We start from the raw sequence: 14,438 nt of genomic DNA, 5'->3' as shown, positions 1-14,438 counted from the left end.
AGCCCGGCCCGACGGCCCGCCGGCCCCGGCCGGCCAGACGCCGACCGCGCCTGGAGCGCCGGCCGCGCCCGGTACAGCCGTGCCGCCCGTTCCCCGGCCAGCGGCCTCCCGGCGGCCCCGGCCGCCCCGGTGACCAACCCCGACGCCGATCTCGGCACGGCCATCGAGGTCGAAGTGTTGGACCGTTTCCCCAGCCAAAAGCCCAAAAAAGCCAAACCGGCCCCCGGGAAGGCGAGCAGCCGGCCGGGGAGGCCCCAGGTGCCGGCGAGGCGGCCTCTCCAGCCGGCCCCGCGCCGGCCGGCCCTGACCTCACTGCTCCGGGCCTTGGTCCTGACGCGGCCGTCCCGGCCGAGCCGGCTCCGCGCCGGGCCACGCGCCAGCGCCGCCACAAGCCCGCCGCTGTCGAGCCGGGTCCCGGAACCGAGACCGTCCAACCGCCCCAGGGAGCCGATCATGGGCAAACGCCCTAGTCTGGCCGCGTTTTTAACCGCGCTCCTGGCCGCCCTGGCCCTGGCCGCACCGGCCCCGGCCCTGGACCTCGACCCCAGGCCCGGGCCGGCCCCTTTGCGCCTGCCCGGAGAGCTCTTTGGCCAGGACGGCGCGACCGAAGGCCGGCTGCTGGTCAAGATCGGGGCCAAAAAGGTCAAATACTCCCGCGTGCTCGAAACCGCCCCCCTGGCCCTGGACGGCCGGGTCGAGGCTCCGGGCGGCCGCACCGCCCTGACCCTGGCTGCGGCCAAGGGCGGCCCGGACATCGCCCTGGGGCGCTTTAACGAAGTGGCGCTCGACATCCGCGACGCCGCGCCGGACAACCCCACCCTGGCCGCCCTGACCGTCACCACCCCCACGGGGCGCACCTACGGCAGCGATCCCCTGGAATGCGTGGACCGCCTGGGCGACACCTATCTGGCCGCCATTGCCCCGGACCAGTCCGTTGCCGTGGCCGGGGCCGCCTGGGCCGACAAGAACGCCCTGTATCTGGCCCGGAGGGTCCTGGACCTGCCCTTTGACGACGTCTGGCGCACCACCCAGGACGGCCCCTCCACCTTCCTGCAACGCCGCTTTGACCGCGACGCCCTGGATCTTGGCGCGGTGGACATCATTTTGCGCCGCCCGGCCCCGGTCCAGCTCAATCTCGTCCTGGCCCTGGACCCGGCCAACCCCCGGTCGCGCACCGTCCTTGACTGGTATGCCCTGGCCAAGCGCACCTTTGCGCTGCCAGACGGCCGCACCGTCCTTCGCGTCTACGTGGGCCGCTATCTGCGCGAGCGCCATCCCGGCATCAAATGGGCGCGGCTCAAGGAAATAAGCCTGATGTTTTTCCGCCAGGGACCGGCCGAAGTGGCCCGGGACCGGCTCATCCAGCGTCTGGTCTTCACCGCCTCGGGCTTTGACCCGGCCATGCTGGCCCAAAGCGGCCTGCCCGGACGCCTGCCCACCCGGGTGCGCGAACCCTTTGCCGGGACGCGCCGGGTCTTTGTCAACGTGTCCCAGGCCGCCGCCGCCATCGGTCCCGGCGGCACGGCCCGGGTGGGCCTGACCCTCGCCCCCATGGCTCCGGGACAGCCCGGCGGCGGCACGGCCGAGGCGGCCTTTCTGGCGTTGACCTCGCCGCGCCGCGACACCCCGGCCTTTCTGGCTGCGGCCGACGAACTGGCCACGGGCCTGGGCGCAACCCCGGACATCAGCCGCCCGGACGGCGGCGTGCCCGTGGCCGCCCTGTGGAGCCTGGCCCCGCCCTTTGCCCGCACCCAGGGGTCCGGGCCGTCCCGGCCCGGCTTCGGACAAATCGAGGCCGAACCGGTCTTCGTGTCCGGCGGCCAGGGGCTCTTTACCGCTGCCGGCGGGGTGCGCCTCTTTCGCACCCCGGCCGGGCTGACCGTCGAAGGCCGGGGGCCGGGCCTGACCATGGCCGTTGACGCCGCCTTTGCCCGGCAAGCCGGCTCCGAGCACTTTTTCCGCCTGGACATCGGCCGCGCTCCGGGCCTGACCGACGTGGCCCTGGCCGTCTATGCCGCCGGGGAGTCCAACCCGGCGAAGATCTATCCCCTGCGTCCGGGCCAGCCCGTCGCCCTGCCCGGGCTGCCGGCCAGGGTTGTCCGGGCCGAAGTCCGGTTCGCCTTTTCGGGCCGGGAGTTTTCCCTGCCCATCACCCGGGCCATGCTGGTGGCCGTGCCGGCCGGTCCGGCCAGCGCCGGCCTCTACGACGCCGCCCTGCCCTGGCCGGCCACCTCGGCCGGACTGCCGGTCGAGACGGCCGGCCAGCCGGCCTATATCCCGCGCACCGCCCTTGGCTCCATGGCCTGGCTGACCGCCGCCTTCGAACTGGTGGGTGATCCGGCGGCCGTGTCCGTGGCCGGCGGCGATGCAGCCGTGCCCGACACCCGGTCCGGCCTCCTGGCCGCCCGCCTGCCGGCCGGCCCGACCCCGGCCACCATCGCCGTGGCCGGCCTTGGCGGACAGCCGCCGGGCCGTCTGGAACTGGCCGATCCGGTCTTTTCCGGTGACGTGCAGGCCGGCTGGCGGACCTTTTTTGCGGCCACACCCCTGCTCTCCCTGGCCGACATCCGCCACACCCCCGGCCCCATTACCGAGGAAACCGCCGCCCGCTTAAACGCCGCCGACGACTGGCTGGGCATCGGCCCGGCCCGGCTGCCGGCCAAGGCCGCATCCGTGCGCTTTTTTGAAAATCCCTGGTACGGCGTGTCGGCCCTGTGCTTTGAAACCGACGCCCCGCTCCATCTCTCCCGCTTGGCCGCACCGGCCCCGGCAGCCGGTCCGTCCGGCGGTCCGGGGACGCTTGGCCGGATCCTGGCCGCGCTTGGGTTGGCCGCTGCGGTGGCCGTGGCCCTGCGTCTGGCCGGCCCGGGGCGGATGGTCGGGCTGGTTACCGGGCCGTGCGCCTGGCTGGCCTCCCCGCCGGCCGAGGCTTCGGCCATCCGCCGGGAGCGCCTGCTCTTCGGGGGGCTGGCTGCCGGGCTTTGCCTGGTGGCCCTGGCCCTTGGCGGCGTGGCCGGACGGGTGGCCCTGGGCCTTGCCGGGCTGGCCCTGGTTCCGGTATGGCGGGTGTGCGCGCCGGCCGTGGCGGGCCGGCTGTCGCGGCCGCTTCCCGCCCTTGGCCTGTGGCTGGCGGCCGGGACCGGCCGCAGCTATTTCCTGGGCTTTGCCCTGGCCCTGGCCCTGGCCGCGGTCCTGCGCAGCCTTCACCTGCTGTCGGCTTCGGAATTTTGCGCCCAGGCCGGCCTGTACGCCTTCCTGGCCGGCCTCGCCCTGCAACTCTACCCCACTGCCACCAACCGGGCGGCCGCCCCCGAGGACATCCGTTCGTGAAACGCTTTCTCAAGCAGAATATCGTCATCCTCATCCTGCTCAATTCCGGCAACCTGTTTAACTACCTCTTCCAGCTGGTGGTGGGCCGGTCCATGAGTCCGGCGGATTTCGGCAGTTTTAACGCGCTCAATCAATTCCACCATGGTCATCTTTTCCGCGCCCCTGGCCATTGTCCCCCTGGTCATCGCCCGGTTTACCGCCCGGTTTGTCCTGACCGACATGGGGCTGGTCCGCTCGCTGCTCGGCCGCGCCCTGGTCCTGGCCACCGGTCTGGCCGCCCTGGCCTATGGCCTGGGCGTGCTGGCCCTGCCGGCCCTGCAGTCGTTTCTGCACATCGAAGCCGCCTCCCCCATCCTGCTCATGCTCGGCGTCATGGCCGGCTCGTTTATCCTGCCGGTTCCCTGGGGCATGTTGCAGGGCCTGCAGCGTTTCACCGGCTACGGCATCGCCGGGGCGTCCAATGCCTGCTTCCGGTTCCTGGGGGCGCTGCTCTTTGTCTGGGGGCTGTCCTTCGGCATAAACGGCGCCCTGCTTGCCAGCCTGACCGGCATTGCCGCGGCCCTGTGCGTCAATTTCCTGTTTCTGCGCGACGTGGTGCCGGTCAAAGCCAGCCCCCTGCCCCAGGGTCTTCTCAAAGAAATCGGGACCTATTCCGTGGGGATGCTCCTGTCGTCGATCATCGTCATGGTGCTTGGCAACCTCGACATGGTGCTGGTGCGCCACTACTGCGACCCCGAAGGGGCAGGGCTCTACGCCACGGCCGCCATCCTCGGGCGCATCGCCTTTTACCTGCCCTCGGTGCTCATGAGCGTGCTTTTCACCGAGGCGGCCTCGGCCAAGGAATCCGGGCGAAACGACCTGTCCTCCCTGTGGCTGTCCATGGGCATGACAGCGGCCCTGGGCGGCGGGTTTGCCCTTTTTTGCCTCATCGGCTCGGATTTCGTGGTCCACCTGCTCTTTGGAGCCGAGTATGCCGCAGCCGGACCGCTGCTCTCGGTCATAAGCGCGGCCATGGCCTTGCTCGCCGTGGCCAACATTCTCTTTGTCTATTTCCAGGCCCGGTCCGAATTCGGATTTGTCTGGTTCCAGGCGGCCGGGGTCGGGCTTTTCCTGGGGCTGACCTTTTTTTACCACGACTCGCCCATGACCGTTGCCTGGCTGCTGTTTGCCGGCATCGCCGTCATGCTGGCCGGGTCGCTTCTGTGGCTGCTTGGCCGGGTGCGCGCCCGGCGGGCCGACCACGCCGGGGCATAAGGAGGCCATGATGGGCGGCAACACCTTTGGTTCGATCTTTCGGCTGACCACCTACGGCGAATCCCACGGCCCGGCCCTTGGCGGCGTCATCGACGGTTGCCTGCCCGGCGTGGCCCTTGGCGAAGCCGATATCCAGCGCGAGCTCGACCGCCGCCGGCCCGGGGCCGGCGGCCTGACCGGCACCGCCCGCAAGGAACCCGATGCCGTACGCCTGCTCTCCGGAATTTTCGAGGGCGAAACCACGGGCACGCCCATCGCCTTTGTCATTGAAAATACCGACCAGCGCTCGCGGGACTACGAAGCCGCCAAAAATCTCCTGCGGCCGGGCCATGCCGACGGCACCTATCTGGCCAAGTACGGCCGGCGCGATTACCGGGGCGGCGGCCGGGCCTCGGCCCGGGAAACTGCCGCCCGGGTGGCCGGCGGGGCTGTGGCTGCGGCCATGCTCGCCCCCTACGGCATCGAAGTCGTGGCCTATACCGTGGAATTCGGCGGCATCCCGGCTGCGGCCATTGACCCGGCCGGCGCGGCCGACCGGCCCTTTTGCGCCCCGGACCCGGCTGTTATCCCGGCCTGGGAAGCCCGGGCCAAAGAAGCCATGGCCCGGGGCGACAGCCTGGGCGGCATTGTCGAGGTGGTGGCCACCGGCGTTCCGGCCGGGCTTGGCGAGCCGGTGTTCGATAAGCTCGACGCGCGGCTGGCTTACGGGCTCATGGGCATCGGCGCGGTCAAGGGCGTGGAGATCGGGTCGGGATTTGCCGCCGCCCGGGCCACCGGCTCGACCAACAACGACCCCATTGTCAGCCCGCCCGAGACAAACAACGCCGGCGGCATCCTGGGCGGCATCGCCAACGGGCAGCCGGTGGTGGCCCGGGCGGCCATCAAGCCCATCCCGTCCATTGCCCTGACCCAGCGCACGACGGATATTTTCGGCGCCCCGGCCGAGATCGTGGTGGGCGGCCGGCACGACCGCAGCGCCATTCCCCGCGTCGTACCGGTGGTGCGGGCCATGGTCTTGCTGGTGCTGGCCGACCTGTGGCTGGCCCAGCGCGTTCTGACGGCCTGATCCCGGCCCTCGCGGGGACTGGCCGGACAGCATTCTTTTCAGGCTTTCTCCCCATTTCCAGGGGTCTGGGTCCGCGTCCTCACGAGACTGTTACTTTTTGACTCAAATTGCCTGCCCCTTGCCCCAATCTTTCCTCTTTCGGCTAACGCACTAAAATAGAGTGATAAATTCTAGAAAAACGCTTCCTTGCCACCCGGAGGGAATCGCTTTTTGCGCGGATTTGTCTTGAAACACGCTTCATTTTCCCGTATTCTACTTCTAAACATGTGTTTTTTTGCTACTTTCCGACATGGTGCGATCCTTGCTTTGCGGCTGGTATCCCAAGGAAGCTCCATGCCCCCACGAGCCCGGGTCGTCAGATCTGAGACCGGTACGGCATATCCGGCACAGAGAGCTGGCCAGGCTTTACGTAAAAGATGCAACATCGCGCTGCCGCACAACGAAGGAGGCGAATATGGATGTACCCAGCAAGAGCAACAAAGCTTGGGCAGACATCGTGACCGGGAAAAAGACATTCCAACTCAAGTTTCTCGCTGCCAAAATTTTGCTTGGACGACTGACTCGCGCAGTCAAGGAAGATCCTTCGCCGGAAAACATCAGTTCCAGCGTAGACCAGATCTACGCGATCTTCGCCAACAACGTAAATATGCCCAGCGTTCAGGACGACTTGAAAACCATTTTCGGCTAGGAGGGTATCATGCAACAGACCATCTCCACCGTAGCGGATATCAAACAGAAGATTGAAGCAGGCCGCAAACTCCTCCTGGCCGGCGATGAAGACGCCCTGCGCCAGCTGCCCAAGGGCGACTGGATTGCCGGGACCATTCCCTATTTCATTTCCGCCTCCGAAGGCGGCATGGTCAGCCGGGAAATGATCTGCGCCACAGACATCACCGACTGCACCGCAGCCATTGAAATCGCCACCTACGACGCTGACAGCCTGGCCCGGGTCTATACCGAAGGCCCCAAGCACGGATTCAGTTTCATCATCCTGCCCGCTGCCAGCAAGACGCACTTGGCCTTTGCCTTAAATGGCCCCAATTACAAAGATTTCGGCATCCGCCCGCTGATTGGCTGGGTGGCCGGCGTCCACTTGAGCGATCTTGGCAAGAAGACCCCCAAGGTGGTCAACGGCCGCACCGGCGAGATCCTCGAAGACGCCGCCCTGGTGCTCCAGGCCCAGCTGCCCGAAGGCAAAGTGGCGGAAATCGGCATCATCAACCTGTTTGAGCAGGGCGGCGGCGACATCCTGACCTTTGCTTCCGACGGCTTCTCGGCCAAGGACGTCATGGTCAACGGCGAAAAACGCAATTTCGCCGCCTATATCGTCAAGAACAAGCTCGACACCAAGCTGCCGCTCGTGGCCGACTACTACGGCGCCATGGTCAATATCAGCTTCCAGGACGTCGACGAAGTGGAAGGGCAGGTCAAATTCTACGCCCCGGTCTTTACCGGCATCCGCTACAAGCACGCCCGTCCCGTTCTCGACTACGTCAAGGTCTTCAACGACCGCCTGAGCAAGGAAGGCTCCATCGACTCCGCCCGGGTGGCCTTCTCCTGCAACTGCATCCTCAACTACCTGTACTCCGAGTTGGAAGGCAAAAAGACCGATCCCTTCACCGGACCGGTCACCTTTGGCGAAATCGCCTACCAGCTGCTCAACCAGACCCTGGTCTATCTTGAGATCATGGACGTGTAGGGGAGAGGCGACGCCAGGGAACACAGGACGTACCATGTGCCAGGGCCGGCCGGCCGTCATCCGGAAAGACGGACCGACGTAACCGCGACGTCGGGATCGGCTCCTGGTCCCAGCGACAGTCCTCGAAGAGTGGGAGGCTGCTTTCCCGGTTGCCAGACCGGGAAGGCGGCCTCCCCGTATTTTGGGCGCGGCCGACCCCTGCTGGCCGGGAGCGCCTGACCCACGAAACCGGCCTGCCCATCCGGCACCCGGACCGGCCACGCCGGCATCCCCCAAAACTTCCCGCCGCGACCCGGCAACGCAGCCGCCCGGATACCGTTACGCGTCGTCGCCGGGCCGGCGCAGGGCATTGATCTTGTCCACCAGATACTGCTCGAGCTCCCGGCGATCCTTGCGAATACGCATCAACTCGGCTTCAAGCACCCGCACCTTGCCGCCAAGGGCCGCGCCCTCGGCCCGGGCCTGCTCCAGTTCCTCCCGCAAGGCCGCAACCGTCTCCTGGGGCAGGGCAGGCACCGCAGCCGCTCCCCCGGCCCGGCCCAGATGCTCGGCCAATGACCGGGCAATCTCGGAACCGATGGCTGCAGCCATGGCCAGCATGGTCTCGGCCTGCCCGGCCTGCCCGGCCTGCCCGGCCAGTCCGGCCAGTCCGGACGAGCCGGAAGCCCCGGCCGCAACCACCTCGCCGCCCACATTGACCGGATAGCGCCGCGACAAGGCTGCCCGCACGTCGCCGGTCGCCATGCCCTGGCCAAGCATTCCGCCGATCTCGCGAAACACCTCCACCGCTTCGGCCCGGAAGCGCTTGTTGCGGCCGTTGCCCATGCTCGGCAGCACATCGTCAAACCGGTTCTTCCAGTAATGCAACGTCGATTCCGGCACATCCAGAATCTTGGCAATAGCGGCAATGGAATAGAGGCGGCTGTCAGCCACGGCGTCACTCCCTGGTAGTAGACCGGCGATACGTCCTTGCCACAGCCTTGAAGCACCCGGCCCGCCCTGTCAAGACGGGCCGGACGGCCGGGGATTGGCCCCTGTCACCAAGTGCCACAGAATCGTCGACAGCCGTGCGCAAAACCTCAACAGAGTCGTAACCGGCCCCGGCTACCAAACAGCAGCCGCCAAGCACAGGCCAGCCGGCCAGGACGGCCAACGAGGGAGAACGCCATGGATGCTATCCAGCACCCCGACATCTTTGCCCTGAACCCGAATTTCGGTGGAACGCCCCTGCGCCGGGCCCTGGCCCTGGCCGAACCGGCCCTGTCCCGGCTCCTGTCGCTTGGCCGGTTGCGCGACATCTACCGCAGCCTGCCCCGGGGCCTCGACGCCCCGGGATTCATCGATGCCCTGCTTGCCGCCATGGACGTGGACATCCGGGCCAATGCCGAGGAGCTCGAGCGCATCCCCAAAACCGGGCCGGTGGTGGTGGTGGCCAACCACCCCTTCGGCTGCCTGGAAGGGCTGGTCCTGGCCAAGATGCTCCTGACCGTGCGGCCCGATGCCAAAATCATGGCCAATTTCCTGCTCTCGCGCATCCCGGAACTGCGCGATCTGTTCGTCTTCGTCGATCCCTTCGGCGGGGCGTCGGCCACCGCCACCAACGTGCGCCCGCTCAAAGACTGTCTGACCGTGCTCAAATCCGGCGGCGTGCTCGGCATCTTCCCGGCCGGGGCCGTCTCCCATCCCCGATTGGTCAACGGCCGCCTGGAGGTGGCCGATCCGAAGTGGAGCGCCACCGTGGCCAGACTCGTGCGCAAAACCGAAGCAACCGTGGTGCCGGTGCGCTTCGCCGGCCGCAACAGCCGCCTGTTCCAGGCCCTGGGCCTGGTCCACCCCATCCTTCGCACCCTGATGCTGCCCCGGGAATTCGCCAACAAACAGGGAGCCACCGTCGAAGCCCGCATCGGCAGCCCGGTGCCTTTTGCCCGGCTCGAACGCCTGGCCAGCCGCAACGCCGCGCCTGATGATTGCATCATGCGCTACCTGCGCCTGCGCACCGCCCTTTTGCGCGACCGCCCGAACAAGCCCCGCCGCCTGCCACCGCTTTTGCCGCCCAAATCCCACTCCCGCCAGGAAGCCCTCATCCCGGCCGTGGACCAAAACCTCCTGGCCGACGAGATCACCAGCCTGCCGGCCGGCTCGATCCTGCATCAAAGCGGCGAATTCGCCGTCATCGAGGCCAAAGCCGAGGCCATCCCCCTGGCCCTGCGGGAAATCGGGCGGCTTCGCGAATACACCTTTCGCCGGGTCGGCGAAGGAACCGGCAAATCCTGCGACCTCGACAGCTTCGACCCCTTTTACCGCCACCTGTTCCTGTGGAACATCGAAAAACGCGAGATAGCCGGAGCCTACCGCATCGGACGCACCGACGAACTGCTGGCCGCCAAAGGCCCGGCCGGCCTCTATACCAGCACGCTGTTCGTACTCAAGGCCGCCTTTTTCCGGCAGATCGACCCGGCCCTGGAAATGGGCCGCTCGTTTGTGCGGCCGGAATACCAGAAAAGCTACGCCCCGCTGCTGCTCCTGTGGAAAGGACTGGCCCAGATGGTCGTGCGCGAGCCCCGCTACCGCATCCTGTTTGGCCCGGTCAGCATCACCAGCGAATACAAACACGCCTCGCGCCGCATCATGGCCGGCTACTTCGAAGGCAATGTCTCCCACCCGGCCCTAGCCCGGCACGTCAAACCCAAAACCCCCCTTCGCGGCCAGACCTGGCTGGCCCGGGCGGCCAAAACCCTGGTCGCCGACCTCGACGACCTGCTCGCGCTGATCGACGACATCGAAGCCGACCGCAAAGGCATCCCGGTGCTCTTGCGCCAATACCTCAAACTCGGCGGCAAACTGCTCGCCTTCAACGTGGACAAGGACTTCAGCGACTGCCTCGACGGCCTCATCGTCGTGGACCTGCTCAAGGCCGACCGCCGCCAGCTCGAACGCTACATGGGTAAAGACGGCCTCGCCGCCTTCCACGCCTACCACAACACCCCCGAAACCATCGAACACTGCGCCTGACCTCCCACCCCGCATCCCGCCAGTCTTACCCAAAACCAATGCGGCCGGGCTTCCCGGCCGCTGGCGAGTCGGGGTCCGGGATTTGGCCGGCGGTTTCGGGGCGGCCTCCGCCCTGAGACCACCGGCCAAATCCCGGACCCCGTTTTCTCACGCCCACACCCACACCACGCCCTCCCCAACCCCATCGCAGGGGTCCGGGGGGATCATCCCCCCGGCGGGGTTCGGGGCAGCGCCCCGACGGGGTTCGGGGCAGCGCCCCGATTCGCTTCCCGGCCGCCAAGCATTGACTTCCCGGCAACAAAGCTGGAACAAAGGCCCCGAACGATACGCTGTGCGACGGCGTGCCAAAGCCGCGCCAAAGCCGCGTCGCCGCGCAAAGGGAGAATAATCGCCATGGATGCCGTAAGTTTCGCCGTCCTTCGCCGGGCTCTGGACTGCCTGGCCCTGGCTGAGGACACCGGGCGCAGCCTGGACGCCATGCTGGCCGGCCTGCTGGCTGTCTTGTCCGAGACGCCGGCCCTTGGCCATGCGGCCGTGGTGTTGCTTGACAGCGACGACCGGCCGGCCATCCGGGCCAGTCTGGGCGCACCGGATATGAGCCTTATTTTGTCGGCGACGCTGGAGCGTGGACCGGAGGCGTTATTGGCCCGGGTGTTGCGGCGCGGGGCCGCGGCCGTGATTGCCGACAGCGGGGGCGAGGTGGTGGCGCAGCCCGGCGAGGCGGCCATGCTGGCTGCGCCGGTGGTTGTCGCCGGGGCCGGATGCGGCTGGTTTTTTGCCGACAGGCTGCTTGGCGGCGAGGCGACGCTGGCCGAGGAGCTGCGCACGGCCATGTTTGTGGCCGGGCTCATCGGGCGCATGACCGACATGGCCACCACGGCGGTTGTCCAGGGCAGCGGCCTGATTCAGGAATTGGCCTTTTTGCGCTCCAAGGTATCGCTGCGCTACCGCCATATTTTTTCCGACGGCCAAAGTGCCGTCATGCGCCAGCTGCGCTCCGAAACAGACCGGGCAGCCCTGTCCGACGCGCCGCTGCTGCTGGTCGGCGAGGCCGGGGCCGGGCGGGCGGTGCTGGCCCGGCTCATCCACGAGCTTTCGCCCCGGGCGGTGCGCCCCTTTGCCGTCTTTGAGGCCGGGGATGAAACCGAAGCGGCCACGGCCGGGTTGCGGCTTTTCGGCAGCGCCCGGGGATTTACCGGCGGCAGCAGCCCGGGACTTCTGGAAGAGGCCGAGGGCGGCATGGTGCTCATCGAAGACGCCCACCTGCTGCACCCGGAGACGGCCAAGCGCCTGGCCGGCTATCTGTCCACCGGGACATTTACCCGCCTGGGCGGCGGCCGGCTGCGCCGGGCAACAACCCGGCTGGCCTTCCAGGCATCGGTCGCCGGCTTGTCGCCGGAACTGGCTGCGGCTGCATCGCCCCAGGCCATCCGGGTGCCGAGCCTGCGCGAGCGGCGCGAGGACATCCCGGCCCTGCTCGACCATCTGCTCACCCTGGAAGCGGCCCGCAGCGGCCGGCGCATGACCCTGACCTCCAAGGCCCTGCGGGCCCTGGAGACGTATGACTGGCCGGGCAACATCCGCGAAATGGAATTGATGACGACCCGGCTGGCGGTGACCGCGCCCGAGGATCGCATCGATATTGCCGACATACCGCCGGAGGTGTTGACCGAGGGCGAGCGGCCGCCGGTCCTGCCTGAGGATGCGGCCGAACTGCGGGACATGGAACGCCAGCAGGTGTTAAGCGCCCTGGAGCGCCATGGCTGGGTGCAGTCCCGGGCCGCCCGGGAACTGGGTTTGACCCTTCGCCAGATCGGCTACCGCATCCGCAAATACGGCCTGGCCCGTGACGACGACGACGCCCAGGCGTCCTGACCCGGAGTGTCTGCCATGCCCCAATCGCTCAAGGATTTCATTGATATCGCCTTCAAGCTGGCGCTCCTGGCTGCCGTGGCCTGCGGCCTGTATCTGTACGGCGAAGGCCGAAGCGTCGGCCGCTACCAGTACATCGCTAATGGCGAACAGGAATACGTCATGGATACGGTGACGGGCGTCATCTACCAGGGCGGGTTTTCCATGGACCACGTCACCGGCAAGGAGACCCTGCCCGGGGGTGGGGCAAAGCCGCGAAAGTGAGTTGTATCATTAATAATATAAGTTATTATGAACAGTTGAAATTGCCGCCGGCGGCAACCGCGTGGTAAAAGGCGGTTCCACCCGACGAGAGCGCGCGGCTCGTCAAAGGAGGGGCCATGACCCACAACGACAAGACGTTCCTGTTTTATCTCGGTTTTGACGACACGGACACCAAAACGTCGCCCAAAGGCACGGGCCGCACCATCCGCGATTTCTGCGCCACCCTGCCCGACACCTGCCGCCTGCAGGCCGTGCTGCGCCACCAGCTGCCCAAGCGGCCGGAAATTCCCTATACCAGCAACAACAGTTCGGCCTGCGCCGTCATCGAGACCGATGACCCGGGCCTTGGCCGCTTCATCTTTGACAGCGCCGCCGCCTACCTCACCGCGTTCGCGCCCGAGGGCAGCGACCCCGGCGTGTGCCTGGCCGAGCGCCGAAGCGTCAGCGATGCCCTGGTGGCCTTTGCCCTGGCCTGCAACGGCGGCAAGGTCAGCCAACAGCAGGCCATGGCTGCCGCGGCGGACATTTTGCTGGCCGGAGTCGGCGGCACCAACGACGGCCTGATCGGTGCGGCCGCCGCCGTGGGCCTGACCCGCCACGGCTGGTGCGGCCGGTTCATCGAACTGGGCGACATGCGCTCGCTGCCGGCCACCGTGACCGTGGGCGAACTGCTTTCCCGCGGCATCCAGGTGGCGTCGGTGGACCGCGATCCGCTGATCCCGCTCCCGGACGACGCTATCGCCACCGGCGGCTGGCTGCGGCCCTCGCTGTTGGCCGGGCAGGCCGTGCTGCAGGTGCGCGCCGACGGCGACGGCCGCTGGGTGGCCGCGCTTGGCAAACGCGGCGACAAGGCGGCGTAGACGGTGTAGGCAAAAAAGTGGGGCGCTGCCCCACGCCCCGCCGGGGGGAGGGTAGCCCCCCGGAACCCTCGGCGGGAAACACGTTTCAGCCGCGATTGTGATACCGCTCGACAAAAGCGAGCAGCCCCCTGGCCTGGCGCTCCATGTAGCCGACCCAGGCGTCAAGCACCTCGCGGCCCTCGGCCGTCACGGTATACACCCGCTTGGCCGGGCCGGAACCCGTGGCATCCCAGGCGGAAGCCACCAGCCCCTCCTCCTCCATCTGGCGCAAATGCCGGTAGATCATGCCCGGTGGCGCATCGCCCTTTAAAAACCCAAATTCTCCGATATGTTGCAGCAGCTCATAGCCATGAGACTGCCCGTCCAGCAAAGCCATCAGAATCGAGGGCTGCATGTAGCGGTCCTGTTTTCCGGGACCGACCTTCTCCGACATCGTTTCCGCTCCTTGACATATGTACTTAAAACACCTATGTTGCGATTAACAACCAAACAGGGCAACCGCCCCATCGGAGGAAACCATGGCCAAGATATTTGCGCGCGAGCGCCGCAAGATCGAACAGGGCGAGAAGAAGCCGCGTTTCCGCGTGGTGGCCGCCACCGGAGACATCAAATTTTTTGCCGAGCACATCCGCAAGCGCGAACTGGAAGCCATCGCTGCCTCCATCGGTGCAGAGCTGGTGTACCTGCCCACCGACCCGGCCGGCGTCGGCGGTGGTAAGGAAGCATAAGAAACGAGAAGAGAAGACAAGAAAAGATGCCTCCGGCGGCCGGGAGGGGGTAACCCCCTCCCGGACCCTCCCTATCGGGACGGCGCAGTGGCCGGCCAAGCGTTGCTTGGCCGGCCACTGCGCCGTCACAACATGGTGGGGCCGAATTTCGGGAGGCCGGTTGACATAGCATCCCTCCCCTGTCCTGTCGCTCTTGCTCGAACCTGTTCGGCCCCGTCTTCGGGGCCGAGGGCAGGTTGGGGGCGGAATTTGCCTGGGGCGGTTGCCGGGCTTTGGCGGCAATCCGCCCAGGCAAATTCCGCCCCCATCTTCGCCAGCCAGCCGCCGCCGACCAGCCTCCCGGCCACTTCCCA

12 protein-coding genes are annotated in these 14,438 nt (G+C 67.4%); 10 read left to right on the top strand and 2 right to left on the bottom strand.

The genetic code is table 11. From position 1 onward, the window contains the following. Positions 1 to 453 precede the first annotated feature (453 nt). From DVDV_RS19130 to DVDV_RS19110, 5 genes are all read left to right on the top strand, one after another. Positions 454 to 3,330: a hypothetical protein gene (locus DVDV_RS19130; RefSeq protein WP_075356193.1), complete on the top strand. Its 2,877-nt coding sequence runs from the start codon at positions 454 to 456 to the stop codon at positions 3,328 to 3,330. Positions 3,331 to 3,471: 141 nt separating this feature from the next. Next, a complete protein-coding gene (locus DVDV_RS19125) occupies positions 3,472 to 4,584 on the top strand; it encodes an oligosaccharide flippase family protein (protein ID WP_254845453.1) in 1,113 nt (370 codons plus the stop codon). Between the two features lie 10 nt (positions 4,585 to 4,594). Beyond that, the gene (aroC, locus tag DVDV_RS19120) at positions 4,595 to 5,650 is read left to right on the top strand and encodes a chorismate synthase (RefSeq protein ID WP_075356192.1); all 1,056 of its coding nucleotides are present in this window, start codon (positions 4,595 to 4,597) and stop codon (positions 5,648 to 5,650) included. A 454-nt stretch (positions 5,651 to 6,104) separates the two neighbouring features. Next, positions 6,105 to 6,338: a hypothetical protein gene (locus tag DVDV_RS19115; protein WP_075356191.1), complete on the top strand. Its 234-nt coding sequence runs from the start codon at positions 6,105 to 6,107 to the stop codon at positions 6,336 to 6,338. 9 nt (positions 6,339 to 6,347) lie between these two features. Then, a complete protein-coding gene (locus DVDV_RS19110; protein WP_075356190.1) occupies positions 6,348 to 7,349 on the top strand; it encodes a hypothetical protein in 1,002 nt (333 codons plus the stop codon). 318 nt (positions 7,350 to 7,667) lie between these two features. On the opposite strand, the gene DVDV_RS23825 is transcribed toward DVDV_RS19110, so the two are convergent. Next, entirely contained in the window at positions 7,668 to 8,282 is a 615-nt protein-coding gene (locus DVDV_RS23825) for a MerR family transcriptional regulator (RefSeq protein ID WP_075356189.1), read from the bottom strand. 234 nt (positions 8,283 to 8,516) lie between these two features. Between DVDV_RS23825 and DVDV_RS19100 the strand changes: the two genes are divergently transcribed. The 4 genes from DVDV_RS19100 (at position 8,517) to DVDV_RS19085 (ending at position 13,357) form a co-directional block, all read left to right on the top strand. Continuing rightward, a complete protein-coding gene (locus DVDV_RS19100) occupies positions 8,517 to 10,361 on the top strand; it encodes a lysophospholipid acyltransferase family protein (RefSeq protein WP_075356188.1) in 1,845 nt (614 codons plus the stop codon). A gap of 393 nt (positions 10,362 to 10,754) precedes the next feature. After that, the gene (locus DVDV_RS19095) at positions 10,755 to 12,236 is read left to right on the top strand and encodes a sigma 54-interacting transcriptional regulator (RefSeq protein ID WP_075356187.1); all 1,482 of its coding nucleotides are present in this window, start codon (positions 10,755 to 10,757) and stop codon (positions 12,234 to 12,236) included. A gap of 15 nt (positions 12,237 to 12,251) precedes the next feature. Beyond that, positions 12,252 to 12,497, top strand: coding sequence for a hypothetical protein (locus DVDV_RS19090; RefSeq protein WP_075356186.1), 246 nt, complete (start codon positions 12,252 to 12,254; stop codon positions 12,495 to 12,497). 116 nt (positions 12,498 to 12,613) lie between these two features. Next, entirely contained in the window at positions 12,614 to 13,357 is a 744-nt protein-coding gene (locus tag DVDV_RS19085) for a hypothetical protein (RefSeq protein ID WP_075356185.1), read from the top strand. 85 nt (positions 13,358 to 13,442) lie between these two features. Here the strand turns inward: DVDV_RS19085 and DVDV_RS19080 are convergent, their stop codons facing one another. Further along, entirely contained in the window at positions 13,443 to 13,790 is a 348-nt protein-coding gene (locus DVDV_RS19080; protein ID WP_075356184.1) for a helix-turn-helix transcriptional regulator, read from the bottom strand. A gap of 85 nt (positions 13,791 to 13,875) precedes the next feature. Between DVDV_RS19080 and DVDV_RS19075 the strand changes: the two genes are divergently transcribed. Next, positions 13,876 to 14,085: a hypothetical protein gene (locus DVDV_RS19075; RefSeq protein WP_075356183.1), complete on the top strand. Its 210-nt coding sequence runs from the start codon at positions 13,876 to 13,878 to the stop codon at positions 14,083 to 14,085. The last annotated feature ends 353 nt before the right edge of the window (positions 14,086 to 14,438 follow it).

Origin of the sequence: Desulfovibrio sp. DV (assembly GCF_001936595.1) — a bacterium.
Lineage (GTDB): Bacteria > Desulfobacterota > Desulfovibrionia > Desulfovibrionales > Desulfovibrionaceae > Solidesulfovibrio.
Note: the sequence above shows the minus strand (reverse complement) of the source record. Positions and strands in the feature narration are given on the sequence as shown.

Excerpts from the sequence above, each read along its gene's own strand:
- DVDV_RS19100 (WP_075356188.1), top strand. The coding sequence starts at position 8,517 with ATGGATGCTATCCAGCACCCCGACATCTTTGCCCTGAACCCGAATTTC.
- DVDV_RS19095 (WP_075356187.1), top strand. The coding sequence starts at position 10,755 with ATGGATGCCGTAAGTTTCGCCGTCCTTCGCCGGGCTCTGGACTGCCTG.
- DVDV_RS19080 (WP_075356184.1), bottom strand. The coding sequence starts at position 13,790 with ATGTCGGAGAAGGTCGGTCCCGGAAAACAGGACCGCTACATGCAGCCC.
- DVDV_RS19075 (WP_075356183.1), top strand. The coding sequence starts at position 13,876 with ATGGCCAAGATATTTGCGCGCGAGCGCCGCAAGATCGAACAGGGCGAG.
- DVDV_RS19130 (WP_075356193.1), top strand. The coding sequence starts at position 454 with ATGGGCAAACGCCCTAGTCTGGCCGCGTTTTTAACCGCGCTCCTGGCC.
- aroC (WP_075356192.1), top strand. The coding sequence starts at position 4,595 with ATGGGCGGCAACACCTTTGGTTCGATCTTTCGGCTGACCACCTACGGC.
- DVDV_RS19090 (WP_075356186.1), top strand. The coding sequence starts at position 12,252 with ATGCCCCAATCGCTCAAGGATTTCATTGATATCGCCTTCAAGCTGGCG.
- DVDV_RS19110 (WP_075356190.1), top strand. The coding sequence starts at position 6,348 with ATGCAACAGACCATCTCCACCGTAGCGGATATCAAACAGAAGATTGAA.
- DVDV_RS19125 (WP_254845453.1), top strand. The coding sequence starts at position 3,472 with ATGGTCATCTTTTCCGCGCCCCTGGCCATTGTCCCCCTGGTCATCGCC.
- DVDV_RS19085 (WP_075356185.1), top strand. The coding sequence starts at position 12,614 with ATGACCCACAACGACAAGACGTTCCTGTTTTATCTCGGTTTTGACGAC.
- DVDV_RS19115 (WP_075356191.1), top strand. The coding sequence starts at position 6,105 with ATGGATGTACCCAGCAAGAGCAACAAAGCTTGGGCAGACATCGTGACC.